Below are 16210 nucleotides of genomic sequence, written 5' to 3' on the forward strand. Positions count from 1 at the left end.
TTGTTGACATCTAAAGTGAAGTAAACAATGACAGGTTTGATATCTTCTAATTTAAAATAAACAATGAACAATTCAACCAATTGTATAAAAAAACAATAGAGATTAGATAATCAGGTACCTATCTAATCTCCTGTTCATAAATATGTAATTGAATTGAAGTGAATTGACAGAATAGTCCCTTGCACAGGTACCTGACACTGAGTTAACAAAAAAAATAACCACCATTTCCTTTCAGAATTTTAGGTGATTACTTTTTTAAATTAAAGCATCTTAAATTTTGTCAGCCGCTTTCAATCATATAGCTGAGGTCACATTAACATTTTAGTTCGACAAGTGCTTCTTAAGAAGAATTATAACCCTCTCCTGCTCCTCCACCGTCATATTCGACCCCGACGGCAGACAAAGCCCTTCCGCAAACAACCGCTCACTCACAATTGTCTCTTGCGCATGCGCATAGAACTTACAATCCTCAAACAACGGCTGCATATGCAACGGCTTCCACACTGGACGTGCTTCGATGTTCTCCGCTTCCAGGACATCTATTAACGCGTATGGCGTGATACTTACCTTGTCTGGATCCAACGTCAACGTTGTCAGCCAGCGGTTTGAAAACGTATCTTCTAACTCCGGCATGAAATGAACACCTTCTATGTCACCTAACGCTTCCACATAGCGGTCAAACACATCGCGTTTAGCCTTAACACGGTCGTCCAATACTTCAAGCTGTCCACGGCCTACACCTGCTAGTATGTTGCTCATCCGGTAGTTATAGCCGACAACACTATGCTGGTAATGCGGTGCTGTATCCCGTGCTTGCGTTGCCAGGAAACGCGACTGTGCCAATGCATCTACATCATTCGAAACTAGCATTCCTCCGCCGGAAGTTGTAATAATCTTATTACCGTTAAATGAATAAACGCCAAATTGACCAAACGAACCACTTTTCTTCCCTTTGTATAAAGAACCAAGCGATTCTGCTGCATCTTCAATAACTGGAACACCATATTCATCACATATCGCCATTAATTCATCCATCTTGGCACTATGACCATACAGATTCACGACGATAACGGCTTTAGGTAGCTTTTCAACTGAATTTAGTTCTTCCAATGCACGCTTGAGCGCAACAGGAGACATATTCCAAGTCTCTTCTTCCGAATCAATAAATACCGGTTCCGCACCAAGGTAAAGAATCGGATTTGCACTTGCAACAAACGTCAAACTCGCGCAAAAAACTCGATCTCCACGCTTTACTCCGACAAGATCTAGCGCCAAATGAATGGCCGCTGTACCAGACGATGTTGCCGCTGCTCCTGCTGTTCCCGCATATTCAGCTAATTCTTTTTCAAACGCATTCACATTCGGCCCAAGTGGCGCAATCCAGTTGGTTTCGAATGCTTCATTTATGTATTTCTGTTCGTTCCCACTCATGTGAGGGGAAGATAGTAGGATTCGTTTCGTCATTTATTAGCCTTCTCTCTTTATCACTCTTGCTGGTGATCCAACTACAGTCACTCGATCCTCTATATCCGATACAACGACAGCACCTGCACCAACGACTGTCCATGCACCAATCGTCTTTAAGGGAATTACCGAAGCACCTGCTCCAATATGGGTACCCTCACCAATTCGAACGCCACCAGTCAACACTGCAAGTGGAGAAATATGCGAAAACTTAGAGACAACACAATCGTGTTCGACAACACAACCACTATTCACGATAACGTGTTCTTCAATAATCGCATCGACATTTATAATAACGCCAGGCATTACAACAGCCCCATTGCCAATTTTCGCACTCGGACTTACAATGGCTGAACTATGAATGGCACGAATATATTTGTCTGGAGATATCTCCAACTCTGCAAAAATCTTTTTCCTCGCAGCATTTGAACCAATCCCAAACACAACTCGGATGTCCTGATTACTATCAATAAGCTTAGTCACGTGACTAATTGGGCCATTCAAAATACCATTTTCAATAAACGCTTCAACATGTTTATCGTCAAGGATAGCATACACAATCATGTCGCTATTCGAATTCACAATATCTGCAACAACTTTTCCATGGCCTCCGTCGCCGATGATCACAACTTTCTTCATTGTTTATCATCCTCACTCGTCGAAGCCAGTTCACCTGAAAACTTCGTCATTGTTGCCTGTCCATCTTGACTGATTCCCTCTGACTTGAACACTTTCAGTACTGTCATGAATAAAATCTTGATATCCAACCAAAATGACCAATTTTCAACATACCACACATCTAGCTCAAACTTTTCTTCCCACGAAATCGCATTTCGTCCGTTCACCTGTGCCCAACCTGTAATACCTGGACGTACTTTATGTCGCCTAGACTGTCGCTGATTATACAGGGGCAAGTACTCCATTAATAAGGGGCGAGGACCAACGAAACTCATTTCACCTTTCAGTACATTCAAAAGTTGTGGTAACTCGTCCAAACTAAATTTCCGAATCATCTCACCAAATGAAGTCAACCGCACATTATCAGGCAACAACTCACCATGTGCATCCCGCTCATCTGTCATTGAACGAAACTTAATGACATAGAATGGCTCATTTTTTAATCCTGGTCTTTCCTGCTTGAATATAACCGGAGAACCGATTTTTGTGAGAATGAGTAGTGCTGTAACACCTATAACAGGTGATAAAATTAGAAGTGCTAGTAAACTTACGATAAAATCAAATATTCTTTTCATTATAAAGCCCGCATTTCTAAACGTTATTTTGTAAAATATAAGTGAGGGACATCATTTTCATTAGCAATTGCAAACCATATGATACCTATTATCTCACGAGATGCCTAAATGGGAAGTCAGTATATACATTTATGAAAGTAAACATCTACACTTTGCACTACATAAGGCTTCGCCTAAATCATTGACAAGTAAGCAGCGTCATCCACTAATTCCTTGTCAACTTCATGATCATAGCCAATTAAGGAAATGTTAGTTACTCCACGCTCTTTAAGTTTCTTGATTATCTCGAGTGTACCGATTGTAAACTCTAAAACAATGTGCCTTGTCATGAGTACATCAATCCATTATCAAGTTAATCCAAGGGTTTTAAAACCGTTTGGACATTAAATTGATTCGTTAACTCGCTCTTTCGGCATACTCAAATTCCCGAAATACACATGCTCAATCTCTTCACTACTAATCTTAGCGCAATTTCTTGTATCGAAAACCAAATGTTTATTCGTTTTAGCAAGGATAGCTCCCTCATCCAATACCTTAAATTCATTTTAATCCGTCAATACAAGGATATAATCCACATATTCAAAGACTTCTTCAAATGGTGATAACTTAAATTCTACTTGCTCAAGACTCACATATGAATCATGAACACCAAGCATATAATTTAGTTCTTTAGTATCTTAATTATAGTAATATTAAAACTTTTATATTTTGCTATCGTTATTGCTATTCCCAGAAATAGTACTCTCCATAAAGTTTACTAAATCAGAATATACGATTTTGGAGTCATAGTATTTTTCAAATGCAACTCTGTTGTTTTCTTTTTTTTCTAACAGGTCTTGCTTATTACTCATAACTTCTTTAATCTGATAAGCTAAACTCTCTGAATCATGTTGATTATAAAAATAACCAAGGTTATGTTTCCTAATTAGAGACTCTGTTGCTCCAGTTAGACAGGTAATTATAGGAAGCGAATGGGCCATATATTCATAGGGCTTATTTGCAATGTTTTTTATAAAGTTTCGGGTATTATTATAGGGTGCAATACCTAAATCGCTATGTAATAAATAAGATGAGATTAAAGAACCTTCTACCCATCCGACAAATTTCACGTTTTGTAAATATGAATACTTTTCTACATAACTTTGAAGGAGATCACCATCGCCTAATATATTTATATTAATTTCTTCATGGTCTAGTAATTCCGCCGCCTTAAACACTGTTTCTAAATCAAAATGATACCCAATAGTACCAGCAAAAGTAATTTGGAACTTATTGCTCTTAAAAGGATTTTCATGATTTCCCATGACCTCATCATAGCCAAGTGGAAATATTTTGTGTTGATGTTCATCAAAAGACAAATGTACTTTTGTCAAAGCCCATTTCAAATATTCTTCAGTAATACCGATAATGTAGTCCGTATTTTGTAGGACATACTTTAACTTTCTATTCCAAGGATATAATAGAAAGTCTTTTTTTAATGACTCTATAGGAATCAAATCCAAAAATACATCTGGCCATAAATCACGAATATCGATAATAGAAGGAATACCATTTGCTTTCGCAAATTTGACCGCACGATAAGCAAAGTCCAATGTTGGCATCGAGGCATAAATAAGATCAGGTTTATCCATTTCACTTGCAGTAGATGTAAATTGCCTACCCATTTGCGAATGATTAATTATTCGCTGCATACTGACATTTTTCCCATAACTCATACCATCTAAAGCAATTATTTCCGTTCCGTTTTCAAGTTTTTCTATATCTTCTACCTTAACTTTTTTCGCATGTTCCATTGTAGATGCCCACCAAATGACTTCATGCTGTCTTTCACGTAATGCCTCTGCTATCATACCCACCCGGAATTTCCGACTATCTTTTTTTAGAGGTAGTGGTTCACTGTGTTTACATAACCACACTTTCATTTGGCTCTCCTCCTATCCGTTCTTAAAACTACAATTAATGACTTACAGTCATTGATTCCTCAACAACTGCTCGTAAGGAACCTTCCTAAGTTCTTTCGCCGGAGATCCAACAACCAAAATCTCCCGCCCAACATTCCTTGAAACAATACTTCCCGCTGCCACTGTTCCATCTTCACAAATCACTTTCCCCGGTAAAATCGTTGCATTTGCTCCGATGCGCCCTCCGTCTTTAACAGTGACACCTTTAAACTTATCAAATCGTTCTTTTCCACGCCCCATATAGTTATCATTTGTCGTGACGACACATGGTGCAACGAATACATCGTCCCCAAGTTCTGAATATGCGGTTATGTAACAATTCGTTTCCAGTTTACATCTCTCACCTACTACGCAATCATTTTCAATCGCGACACCGCGACCGACGATTGTTTTGGCGCCAATTGTTACCCGTTCCCGTACGGTTGTCAAGTCCGCGATGAATACATCTTCACCGATTTCTGCATTAGCATAAATAATAGCAGAAGTACCTATTGTTACCCCAGGACCAATTACCGCTGGTGGCAACTCTTTCACGTCAGGAAGAATAGAAGCTTTTGCTCGCGTTGGTTGTTTCCCAATGACAGCATTGTCTTGAATGATTACACTATGTCCGATTCTTGTGCCTTCATAGATGACAACGTTATTTCCAATTACTACATTACTGCCAAATAGTACATCCTTACCAATAACAACATTTTCACCTTTTGTAGATAACATTCGAACTCCACCTTTCATAACAAGCCAACCTACAAAAGACTGGCTTGTTTATTATTTAAAATAGTTCTTCAAAATCACAACTATTTTCTCTGCAGCATTCCCATCACCATATAAATCTTCAATTGGTTGGCCAAACCGTAATTTTGAAAGTTTTTCAGCCAAGTCAACTTTTAATGGATTCACCAATTGATTCCAACCGGTTTCTATTGTCTCCAGCCATTCCGTCTGGTCCCGCAATGTTATACAAGGTACTTTTGCGAAATAAGCTTCCTTCTGAACACCCCCAGAATCGGTAACAATCGCTTTCGCATGTTTTTCTAACAACAACATCTCTAAATAAGAAATCGGTTCTACAATATTAATATTATTCGCTTGTTCCAGAATGGAATTCAATCCAAACGAGTCTATTTTACTTTTTGTACGTGGATGCAAAGGTAAATAAACTTTTTCTTCAAGCGCTGAGAAAGCTTTCAAAACAGCTTCCAGACGATTTTTATTATCTGTGTTATCCGCCCGATGAATCGTACCAAGAACATATTCGCCACTGCTTAAATCATAATCTGACAGTGAATGTTTCTCTTCTGCCAACGCGATGTTGTACAGTACGGCATCATACATGACATCCCCAACTTGGTGAACGCCTTCTGTAATGCTTTCTTTCGCCAAGTTAGCTACGGCAAGGTCTGTAGGTGCAAATAGCAAAGTAGATACATGATCGGTCATAATACGATTAATCTCTTCTGGCATTTCTTTATTGTAGCTTCGAAGACCTGCTTCAATATGAATGATCGGAATATGCAACTTGCTCGCGACAATTGCACCCGCAAGTGTTGAATTCGTGTCACCATAGACAAGAATAGCATCCGGTTTTTCTTTCTCTACTATTTCCTCAACAGCCATCATCATTTTTCCAGTTTGTCGGCCATGTGATTCTGAGCCAATTCCAAGATCATAATCCGGCTTTGGAATATTCAACTCATCGAAGAACACACCAGCCATATTGTAATCATAGTGTTGTCCCGTATTCACTAGCACTTCGGCAAATGATTCACGTAATACCCTCGAAACAGCAGCAATTTTCACTAGTTGGGGTCTAGTCCCCGCAATCGTCAATATCTTTTTCATAAATAAAACTCCATGATTTTTGCAATTACGTAGTCTTGTTGCTCTTGTTTAAGTTCAGGGAACATCGGTAATGACAATGCTTCTTTTGCCGCTTTTTCTGTTTCTGGTAAATCGCCTTCTTGATAACCAAGTTCTTTGAAGACCGGTTGCATGTGCAAAGGAATTGGATAATAAATCATCGTCGCAATTCCTTGATCTTTCAAGAACGCCTGAAGCTCGTGCCGTCTTTCTACACGGAGCGTATATTGGTGGAACACATGATAATTACCTTCCACTTCAACAGGTGTCACGACATGCTTGCTGACAGCATCATTAAGCATTTCGGTATAATATGTGGCATGCTTCCTACGATTCTCACTCCACGTGGGCAAGTGTGGAATTTTAACACTTAGCACGGCTGCCTGCATTTCATCCAAACGGCTGTTATACCCTAACACATGATGATGATACTTCGGCTTACTACCATGAACACGAATTACACGAGCAAGTCCTGCAAGTTCATCGCTATTTGAAACAACCATCCCACCATCGCCATACGCGCCCAAGTTCTTTGTAGGGAAGAAACTATATGTAGCAGCACTACTCATTTCGCCAACTTGCTTGCCTTTATACGTAGAACCAATTGCTTGTGCAGCATCTTCAATGACATGCAGATTATGTTTCTTCGCAATTTCCATGATTGGATCCATATCAGCCATCTGTCCATATAGATGAACAGGAATAATGGCCTTCGTCTTCTCTGTAATAGCTGCTTCAATTTTAGATGGGTCTATATTAAATGTAACTGGATCGATATCAACAAACACTGGTACCGCGTTCGCACGCGTAATAGCACCTGCTGTCGCGAAAAAAGTAAAGGAAGTTGTAATTACTTCGTCTCCTTCACCAATCCCTGCTGCCTGAAGTGCGATATGGATTGCATCGGATCCATTACCTACACCAATACCGTGCTTTGTTTTACTCATTTTAGCAATATCACTCTCAACTTGTTTTACATGACTACCTAGGATGAATTGTGATGAAGACATTACTTGGTCTAGTTTTAAGAGGACCTCTTCTCTTATGGTTGAATATTGTTCTGATAGATCTAGCATCGGGATTTCCAAGTTGGTCAGCTCCTCTATTTTATGGAATCATATAAATCCAAAAGCTTTTTGGATTCAATATCCCAATTGAATTTTTGAAATATATATTGTTGTCCATTCTTACCCATTTCAATTCTTAGACGCGGGTTTTCTGCGAGTCTAAGAAGTGATGCAGCAACTTCATTTATTTCTAGGGGATCCACAAATATCCCAGAATTCGTTTCAGATACCTGTTCAATCCACTTAGGAAAATTACTTGATACAAATGGGAGACCAAATCTTTGATATTCGAATAGTTTATTAGGTGACGTAGTAGAATGATCGCCCACATCCAAGATTGTTACTAGACCAATATCAGATTGAATCATATGAGCAAAAGCTTCTTCCTGTAATAGATACCCAAGGTAATCAACATATACCCAGCCAGCCATACCTTTTAACTCATCTATAAACCCATCATCAAAACATGGACCAATTAACCAGAGTCTAAAAGGTCTAGTTTTATTTAATACTTCTAATGCATTTATTATTTCTCTAATCCCTCTGGCTTTTGATATCCCGCCTACATAAATCAATCTTATAATATTATCTCCCTTGACAATATTCTCCGATAATTTATATGCCTTATCTGTAAGTTCGCTATGAAGAATTGGAGCATTTTCAATTAAATGTGATTTCCCTCCAAACTTACTTACCATTTGAGGCTGAGTAACAACGATTGCATTAAAGTATTTTGACGCAGCCTTCTCTAATGCGTTCACTAGACCAGCAATTAATTTCCTTAAAAGTAGAGGAATCCATTCTCTCATGAAGATTCTTTTCGAGAAGTCTTCATGTGTATCATAAATTACTTTTTTTCGCATAGTTCTCAATATAAAACCTATTGGTAGCATATCTGGGTTGTGTATATGGTATACGCCGGCATTAATTTTTAAAGCTTTAAACAAAAGTAATGGCTGTGTTAGAAATCGCTTAAATCTGTTATTATACTCAGGAGCTTTTAAGATTTTTATATTACCAATTTCCATATTTACAAGGCTTTGTGCTACAATAATAATTTCATAGCCATGTTTCGATAAAGTTAATGCTTCTTTTTGATAGACCCTAACGTCTAAATAAGGATGAACCGGTGATAAGATACATACTTTCAACTTTTAACCTCTTTCATTTTAGGTATTCTCCAATTTTTTCATCTGTTCTATTAAATTTAAGGCCTGACTTTTTCTCGAATAATAATTCAATTTTTCTTCTTCAAAAAATGATAATGAACTGATTTTCTTCTCTTCTATTACAGCATTATATATTTTTTCTATAAAGTTTTTAATTTCATTTACGTCTGTTCCAACATAATAACCGTTCAAACCCAATAAAAAGTTTTGCGCCAATTCACTTTCCGGATTTATAATTGCTATTATAGGTCGTTGCGCCGCCAGATATTCGTATGATTTTGTTTTCAACACCCCTTTATTATTTATACCATCCATCAGCAATAACATAGCTGAATTCATTTGTATTTCAGCAATTTCTTTATTAGATACACTATCATAAAAATTAATTTTTTTTCTTAAAGAAAGTTTGGCCTGAGTTCTAATAAACTCTTTCATGGAAGGGTCACCAATACCATAAAACTGAATATCGGGTATAGGTATATTACTGTCTTCTATAAGTCTTAAAGCATCAAATAAAGGTTTTATTACAAAATCATTTTTATAGAACGTGCCCGTATAAATAATTTTCCAATCTAATGAGCCTTCTTTTTCTTCTTTTTCGAAATAATTTTCTTCAAAAAATCCATTGTATATAATTTCAACCTTATCTTCGCTTCTCACACTTAATAAAATATCTTTTAATCCTTTAGATACAGTGATATCTAAATCAGATAATGCTAGCGCTCTTTTTTTAAATGATGTGATGAATTTTCTTCTAAGCCAACTAATATCATCATTCATTTTTGACTGTTCTTCAAGATCTCGATAATCAGCTATCCATTTTACTCCAAACTTCTTTTTCAAATACATTCCAATAGAATGAGCGCTCAAAGGATTAGCAGTTGAAATTACAATGTCGAAATTCGAAAAAGATTTTTTATTCTTTTTAATATATAAGACGCTTTTAAAATACCAATCAAAATAATAATCAACAACTGGGGCATTATTTTTGATTATATTAAATATATTTCCGACTTTTTTTTTAAACCATCCCGCCTGATTATTGAGCTCTATTTTTCCTTTTTTTTCTAATCCACTACCTTTGTTGAAATACTTAAATAACGGATTTTCTATTTCAATAACTTCAACATTTTTCGGGATTTCAATTTTAAATGTAGCTGTATAGGAAAACTCCGATCTTGCTTTTGAAGTTATAACAGTTATATTATGTCCCGCTTCTGACCAATACTTCGCCCATGAATAAGCTCTCATCCCACCAACGTTCATAAATGGTGGAAATGAATGTGATACAATTAAAATATTTAGTTTTTTCAAATTTAATCATCCTAGGTTTTTTTTATCGATAAGGTAATTCATTCTTAATGCATTCGGTAAATAAGTGGATTCAGGTCTATCTTGAATCCTATTTAGACTGGATAAACTTTCTTCCTCCTATTCTATAAAATCAAATCGATACTACTCAATTGGTAACTAACACCACCCAATTCAATCAACTTTCACTAGACTCTTTTATATATATTTGGTTCTATTACTTCTGTTCATGTCGTATGACCCCATTTGATTATTATAGGAGAGTTCTAAGCGATAACCATAATAATCAAATGGGGATGCCGCGATTAACAATAAGGGAAAGAGGTAATCTTATAGTATACCCTTTATTTATGAGTGTGAAATGTTATAAGTTGATTATCCTGCACACGTTTTGGGTCATATAAAACTTGACTAATCCCTATAGAGATAATAAACCATTGCATCAGTCCGATTGACAGTTGATTTTGTATGAGCGCTATTTCAAAAGTTTGGTGTATTAGGGTGGCGATAAAAAATGCACCTACCAACTTGACAGTTCTATCTTTCCTAGCGCCCCAAAATATCATCCAAATTGAAATCAACAATGCCAAAAATAATGTTAAACCTAAATATCCATTTTGTAATGTGATTTGCAAGAATAAATTGTGCAAAGAATGGTTGACAAACATAACATCTCCTGCTTGAACGCCGGGACCATAACCAAACCACGGGTGTTCTCCAATGACCGGGAGAATAGGTCCCCAAAGAAACTGCCTGCCCGACATTAGACTTTTCCCCGTATACTCCAACATTATACTTTCAAAATATAAATAGTGTTTCCAGGTTGGTAATTGTGAATAAAAGAAAATTAGCGCCAATATAAATAAGAGTACGATTAATATAAACAAGGAGAAACGAATCTTACTTTCCGCAAGAAATCTCCAAGATAAGTAAGTGAAAAAAGCTATTAACCCGGACAGAAGAGAGGAACGTGCATCACTTCCAATCATCGTCAGAGCACCTAAAATAAAGACGGTGTTATAAAAAAAACTATAATTTGAGTGCCATCTTGCCCAAATAATAAAAAATAACATAAAAAGCATATAGGGACCTATCAAATTGGGGTTAGCATAAATACTAGAAAAAGCTGACTCAAATCCTGTAGAAGCCCATATAAAAAAGTGAATCAATATAAATACAGAAGCAATTTTACCAAGCGTCAGAATTTTGTATCTATCCCAATTAATTAATGAGAGGAAGAGAGTAAATCCTATGCATAAGGCAAATTGGATGAGATTTATTAATCCGCTCTTTTGTATGTTACCAAACAGTCCAATTAGAGAAACGCCCATAAAAGCAGCAGAAATAGAGATCAATATAACATGCGTTTTGTTTACTTTTTTCGAAACTGTAAAATGTAGTACTAAATATAACATTGCCAGACCTGTTGTGAGTGATAAAGAAAATAAACCCAAGACACTTAGTTTTGTAGAGGTAGCGTTTAAAGTACCTATTAACATAAGTACGAAAATGACGGAAATAATTAATGTACTGATTTTTTTGTTGATACCATTTGATTTTTTACCTCGATAATCGATGTTTAACAACTCCTAGATTGATCATAGATCGGTGTTTTTAAATATAGTTGTCGCACATAAGCAAAACAAATAACAATTTTATAACTCAATTATTTTAGCATCATGGCAATCACACGGGAATGGTATCCTCCGCTAAATGGCAAAACAGAATTGCGTCCATTTAATAATTCAATTAGACACAAAAAAACATTTATATGAATTTAATCTAGTTTATTAAGAGCATTTTTCTTGTCAAAACTAAGTTCTTTACTAATTGTAAAATCACTGTATCTATTGACCTTCACTGATTTATCAATTCGGTAATAAATTAAATACTCACCCGCTTGGAGCTCTTTATTACCCGAATATAATATAATATAATATATTATATTACTTCCTGTTACATAACCAGTCATTAAAAATTCCGTTGTAGCTATGTCATCCATTTGTTGTTCTCGAATACGTTGGTGAATCTAATTGGCATAGTCACTTAAATACGAACAGACTTAATACTATAGAATAAGGGATACATTTTTTAGATGATTGACTGCTGCATATATATTTTTTATTTTCCAAAATCATTAAAAAAACTATTATTATTCATCATTTTTTTTTCGAATGTGTCTTTACTATTTAGTAAAGGATACCTGTCCTTGAAAAAATAACAAGCACTTCATATATCTAAATAAACATGCAAAAAAACAGATATTCACACATACACATGGGTTTGTCCAACATGTCATCATTATACAATCGTGGTGTGTTTTTTGAATATTCTCGTGCACAGGTACTTAAAATGAACTGGTTAGATGTCGAATGGCTGTAGAATTTCTGATTTAAAACCTTCATGTTATTTGGAGAGATCTAGCACTTGAACTTTCATGAAAATACTCACTCATTTTCTTTTACAATTTTTTCATAAACTTTTTGATAGGGTGACCAATAAGGAACATTGAAGCTCGAATTATGCCATAAGTAAACAAAACTTCCATTGTACTTCTTCACAGTATCTCTTAAAGAGCTTGTCTTCCTATACATCTCTTCTGAAGTCACGTTTTGATAAGTAACAAAGCTACCTTCCATCACGATAAGGGGCATCTCTTTAAGTCTTAACTTCTTTCTGTTGAGAAAATCAAAGATGGAGTACTCATAACATACACCGCATCGGAAACCTTCTTTATCTGCATATGACAAGGTAAGATCTCGTTCCATATCATTCTCTTCACATATGTTCCATGTTTTCTGTACTTCAAATCGTAAATAGTGTTGACGACCTTCCTTTACTTCATGACCAACAACTTTTTCAAGGAGATCTTTTTCTTTTTTCCATTGGGCAGAGTCGTTATAAGCATTAAAACTAGGATGAAATCCAATAATATGTCCTCTTCTTTTAACTTCCTCAATAACCTTCAAAGCTTTCGGTTCTTCGATATTATAATGATTATCAAAAGAAGTTACCCCTCCACTCATGAAATAAAATCTAGATTTAACGTTTACACTCTCAGAGAGATCCATAATCCAGCTAAACGTATCAAAAGGATCTAGAACTTTATTCAACCTCACCTGGACGTACTCAATCAGTGTTCTAATAGCGGATAAGGGTGACTTTCTTCTAATAACTTCAGCACCCATTTTTCTAATCAATTGCTTGCGTCCCCTATATAGACGGAGAATATCAACGTCATGGGTCAAAACAAACTCATATTCTCGCTTTTTCCGATCCTCCGTATAGCCAAGGTACGTAAACATCCCCCATAGCATCTCAACATACTCATTTACAATCGGCCGATCAAGAAAATCAAACTTATGGGCCAAACTATCTCTCGCCGAAAAACGATTATGCAAGTCCCTTTCTGGATTCACATACTCCTCCCAACGAGTAAGCATAAAGAAAGAAGCAGCGAAGAAATCATTACCATACATGATGCGCTTGCTTTCCATGACCAAACTATCATTCCCAAACAACACCGGCACATCTTGTTCGGATATAAATTGATTTTCCGTAAAGATAACGACTTTGGGGATAGCATCTACTTTCAAATAGCTAAGATCCTCCAAGTAATGCTTGAAAAAATGATCTTCAATCACTATCTCTTTTCCTTCAAACAGAAGATGATAGTTAGTAATGTCACTCACTTCAATTGAATACGATAACCCTAGATACTCGCCAATTAGAATATCAATGATGTATGTGCGTTCTGGGATATTGTTTTTCGGGATTTTTATTATCACATTATTCAATCCAATCCTGATGCTCATTTTTTCATTTTCAAAAACGCCTCTCTAGCCATTAATAACTTGGAATTAGTTTTAGATATATTAAAATAGGGAACCTGCTTTGCACCAAAACCTCGCACAAACCTTTCAATCGGCTCAATCATACTTCCTTCAAAGTTGAAGGCTTTAGTTACAGTACTAGAAAACTGAATGGCATGCCATAGTAAAAGCGACATTGAACCACTATTTCGTAATTCTGGATCGCTTCCACCCAATAAGTAATAAGCAAATTCTTGATCCCATACTAAGTATAAGACACTATGTATTCTTTCCTTCTCATCCACTGCAAAGTAGATCTTACGGCATTTATTTATTTTACATGCTTCTTCGATCTTCTTCACAAAATTCAACGAATAGGGGGTCTTAATGTTCTGTCTACTAAATGTTAATGAATTTATTTCATAAAACTGGTCAATATCTTCAGATTCAATAATTCTAAGACTTTTTTCTGCTTTTTTAATATCTGTTCTTATTTTAGATTGAAAGGAACCATAAATATTATCTACTTCATTTAGATCACCAATAACATACGTATATCTCGTTGTCTGACTATATCCTTTCCAATAGAATGGAAGCCAATTAGAAATTGAAGGATGAAAGTTTTGATTAAACACATCGCTGTATGGAATTCCTTCAATTAACTTTGAATACATCTCTTTCTCAAACGATAGCCTATTCGCATACTTCTGGCCTTTAGGGTATTTTAACCAGGGTCCCAATGTCTGGGTAAGTGGAGGCATCCTTAGTAAATAAAATATGCTTTTTTTCGATTTCACAAAAGGTAATGATGCAATAATTCGATTATCTTTCTCCACTGTTATTACATCCCAATTATCTTTACCAGCAACTGCGTCTAACCACCAGTCTTTCGAAAATATAGGTATTGACTCTTCAGTTTCACATAGTTTTCTGTACTTTTCCTTATTACTCATTAATCCTCAACACCCTTTAAATTCTTTTTCCATTTTAAAACTAAACCTAAAATCGAAAATACTTTAATCATATGTTTAGGTTTGAAGCCTGCTTTATTAACACCTTTAATGGAGGGTATATTTTTTTTATTTACACATATCAATACATCTTTATCCAAAAACTCTTTCGCTACTTCGCTTATGACTAAAGGATAAACATTTTTCCCTCGTGCTATGGGAGCAGTTTCACAGTAATGAATATATACTTCATTCTTTTCCAATCGATTCTTAACAAGAGCATGTGGATTATATATTGAACCTTCATTTATAATCGCCCATGATCGATGGATACATACACCATCAATATATCCAAAATAACCAATATCGCCCTTCTCCAGAAACCCCTCAAAGATAGGTACATATTTTTCATCTTGAAAGTATAAAATATCAGTGAGATTACCCATATCAGCCTTTTTAATTATTGCCGGAGAAGAAATAGAGGTTGGTCTATTCATTTTAAAAATAATTAAGGAGTCTATAACAAATAATCGAGATAATACTTGTCTTATGATTTTTTTTATAGTTTTCATTATTCTTCTCCTATTTCTAATGATTTGAATCTCCCTGTTGTATAATATTACAATTATCTGCAGTCAGATATAACTCCCTCTTAACTAACGATAATCAGACCATAAGTTTTCGTTTCTTAAAATTATTAAAATTCTCTTTTTTGATATAGCCATAATATTCGTATTCATTATAATATTTAACACATTCACTCGATTCTAATACTTTGATAATTTTAGCTGGTGAACCTGCCAATACACAGTATCCATCTTCAAAAGGTTTTGTTACAACGGATCCTGCAGCTACAATTGTATGATCACCTAATTTGACTCCGGGCATTATTGTTGTATTCATACCAATCCAGCAATAATCTCCAATTATTACTTCTGATTTTATATGCTTTCTATAATCATGAGTATCATGATTTGCACTAATTATTCCAACATTCGGCGCAATTAATGTATAATCTCCTATTATTATCTTACCCAATCCCTGAATATAACAACCGGGAGATAGTCCCGGGGCTGTTCCTATCCCTATTTCAATATTTTCCGCCCTACTTATCATACTTGTGAAATGTGTAGGCCAGTAGGCTCTTCGATTTATTCCAATAACTTTCTGAAAAAAAAAGGTCCTTAAAGTGATTGGCGCTGCAGTCGTTCTTGTTTCATGGATTGATTTAATATACGGTATATATTTCATAACACTCTTAATCATCTTTTTCAATATACTCTCACCTACTTTGTCTATATTAAACATGTTCTCTATATGTAGACCTCTGATATAGATTGAAGAAGTCTACTTATCTTCACAA

General features: G+C 35.7%; 16 protein-coding genes. All 16 read right to left on the bottom strand.

The annotated features are described in order from the left end of the window. Nucleotides 1-321: 321 nt before the first annotated feature. The gene (locus I2483_RS12795) at nucleotides 322-1464 is read right to left on the bottom strand and encodes an aminotransferase class I/II-fold pyridoxal phosphate-dependent enzyme (protein WP_207277529.1); all 1143 of its coding nucleotides are present in this window, start codon (nucleotides 1462-1464) and stop codon (nucleotides 322-324) included. A gap of 3 nt (nucleotides 1465-1467) precedes the next feature. Continuing rightward, nucleotides 1468-2103 carry an acetyltransferase gene (locus I2483_RS12800; protein ID WP_207277530.1) on the bottom strand — a complete coding sequence of 212 codons (636 nt, stop codon included), beginning with the start codon at nucleotides 2101-2103 and terminating at the stop codon, nucleotides 1468-1470. Continuing rightward, a complete protein-coding gene (locus tag I2483_RS12805) occupies nucleotides 2100-2717 on the bottom strand; it encodes a sugar transferase (RefSeq protein ID WP_207277531.1) in 618 nt (205 codons plus the stop codon). Before I2483_RS12805 ends, I2483_RS12800 begins: the two co-directional genes overlap by 4 nt. A 173-nt stretch (nucleotides 2718-2890) precedes the next feature. Next, a complete protein-coding gene (locus I2483_RS12810; RefSeq protein ID WP_207277532.1) occupies nucleotides 2891-3046 on the bottom strand; it encodes a hypothetical protein in 156 nt (51 codons plus the stop codon). 372 nt (nucleotides 3047-3418) lie between these two features. Beyond that, nucleotides 3419-4639 carry a glycosyltransferase family 4 protein gene (locus I2483_RS12815; RefSeq protein WP_207277533.1) on the bottom strand — a complete coding sequence of 407 codons (1221 nt, stop codon included), beginning with the start codon at nucleotides 4637-4639 and terminating at the stop codon, nucleotides 3419-3421. 48 nt (nucleotides 4640-4687) lie between these two features. Continuing rightward, on the bottom strand, nucleotides 4688-5395 hold the full coding sequence (locus tag I2483_RS12820; protein ID WP_207277534.1) for an acyltransferase: 708 nt from the start codon (nucleotides 5393-5395) through the stop codon (nucleotides 4688-4690). 51 nt (nucleotides 5396-5446) lie between these two features. After that, complete coding sequence (gene wecB / locus I2483_RS12825) at nucleotides 5447-6520, bottom strand: non-hydrolyzing UDP-N-acetylglucosamine 2-epimerase (RefSeq protein WP_207277535.1); 1074 nt, start codon at nucleotides 6518-6520, stop codon at nucleotides 5447-5449. Further along, complete coding sequence (locus I2483_RS12830) at nucleotides 6517-7626, bottom strand: DegT/DnrJ/EryC1/StrS family aminotransferase (protein ID WP_207277536.1); 1110 nt, start codon at nucleotides 7624-7626, stop codon at nucleotides 6517-6519. Before I2483_RS12830 ends, wecB begins: the two co-directional genes overlap by 4 nt. Nucleotides 7627-7640: 14 nt before the next feature. Next, nucleotides 7641-8756, bottom strand: coding sequence for a glycosyltransferase (locus I2483_RS12835; protein ID WP_207277537.1), 1116 nt, complete (start codon nucleotides 8754-8756; stop codon nucleotides 7641-7643). 18 nt (nucleotides 8757-8774) lie between these two features. Beyond that, nucleotides 8775-10088 carry a glycosyltransferase family 4 protein gene (locus I2483_RS12840; protein WP_207277538.1) on the bottom strand — a complete coding sequence of 438 codons (1314 nt, stop codon included), beginning with the start codon at nucleotides 10086-10088 and terminating at the stop codon, nucleotides 8775-8777. Between the two features lie 341 nt (nucleotides 10089-10429). Beyond that, nucleotides 10430-11671, bottom strand: a complete 1242-nt coding sequence (locus I2483_RS12845) for an O-antigen ligase family protein (RefSeq protein WP_207277539.1) — start codon at nucleotides 11669-11671, stop codon at nucleotides 10430-10432. Between the two features lie 191 nt (nucleotides 11672-11862). Next, a complete protein-coding gene (locus tag I2483_RS12850; RefSeq protein WP_207277540.1) occupies nucleotides 11863-12087 on the bottom strand; it encodes a hypothetical protein in 225 nt (74 codons plus the stop codon). Between the two features lie 445 nt (nucleotides 12088-12532). Then, complete coding sequence (locus I2483_RS12855) at nucleotides 12533-13873, bottom strand: polysaccharide deacetylase family protein (RefSeq protein ID WP_207277541.1); 1341 nt, start codon at nucleotides 13871-13873, stop codon at nucleotides 12533-12535. A 23-nt stretch (nucleotides 13874-13896) separates the two neighbouring features. Further along, nucleotides 13897-14850: a GNAT family N-acetyltransferase gene (locus I2483_RS12860; protein WP_207277542.1), complete on the bottom strand. Its 954-nt coding sequence runs from the start codon at nucleotides 14848-14850 to the stop codon at nucleotides 13897-13899. Continuing rightward, on the bottom strand, nucleotides 14850-15419 hold the full coding sequence (locus tag I2483_RS12865) for a hypothetical protein (RefSeq protein WP_207277543.1): 570 nt from the start codon (nucleotides 15417-15419) through the stop codon (nucleotides 14850-14852). The genes I2483_RS12860 and I2483_RS12865 overlap by 1 nt, the downstream gene beginning before the upstream one ends. A 94-nt stretch (nucleotides 15420-15513) precedes the next feature. Further along, nucleotides 15514-16113 carry an acyltransferase gene (locus I2483_RS19570; protein ID WP_275956096.1) on the bottom strand — a complete coding sequence of 200 codons (600 nt, stop codon included), beginning with the start codon at nucleotides 16111-16113 and terminating at the stop codon, nucleotides 15514-15516. Between the last annotated feature and the right edge of the window lie 97 nt (nucleotides 16114-16210).

This window comes from Sporosarcina sp. E16_3 (assembly GCF_017347125.1).
In the GTDB taxonomy this organism is placed as follows: Bacteria; Bacillota; Bacilli; order Bacillales_A; family Planococcaceae; genus Sporosarcina.

Excerpts from the sequence above, each read along its gene's own strand:
- I2483_RS12815 (WP_207277533.1), bottom strand. The coding sequence starts at position 4,639 with ATGAAAGTGTGGTTATGTAAACACAGTGAACCACTACCTCTAAAAAAA.
- I2483_RS12865 (WP_207277543.1), bottom strand. The coding sequence starts at position 15,419 with ATGAAAACTATAAAAAAAATCATAAGACAAGTATTATCTCGATTATTT.
- I2483_RS12860 (WP_207277542.1), bottom strand. The coding sequence starts at position 14,850 with ATGAGTAATAAGGAAAAGTACAGAAAACTATGTGAAACTGAAGAGTCA.
- wecB (WP_207277535.1), bottom strand. The coding sequence starts at position 6,520 with ATGAAAAAGATATTGACGATTGCGGGGACTAGACCCCAACTAGTGAAA.
- I2483_RS12800 (WP_207277530.1), bottom strand. The coding sequence starts at position 2,103 with ATGAAGAAAGTTGTGATCATCGGCGACGGAGGCCATGGAAAAGTTGTT.
- I2483_RS19570 (WP_275956096.1), bottom strand. The coding sequence starts at position 16,113 with ATGATTAAGAGTGTTATGAAATATATACCGTATATTAAATCAATCCAT.
- I2483_RS12820 (WP_207277534.1), bottom strand. The coding sequence starts at position 5,395 with ATGTTATCTACAAAAGGTGAAAATGTTGTTATTGGTAAGGATGTACTA.
- I2483_RS12810 (WP_207277532.1), bottom strand. The coding sequence starts at position 3,046 with ATGACAAGGCACATTGTTTTAGAGTTTACAATCGGTACACTCGAGATA.
- I2483_RS12795 (WP_207277529.1), bottom strand. The coding sequence starts at position 1,464 with ATGACGAAACGAATCCTACTATCTTCCCCTCACATGAGTGGGAACGAA.
- I2483_RS12805 (WP_207277531.1), bottom strand. The coding sequence starts at position 2,717 with ATGAAAAGAATATTTGATTTTATCGTAAGTTTACTAGCACTTCTAATT.
- I2483_RS12850 (WP_207277540.1), bottom strand. The coding sequence starts at position 12,087 with ATGGATGACATAGCTACAACGGAATTTTTAATGACTGGTTATGTAACA.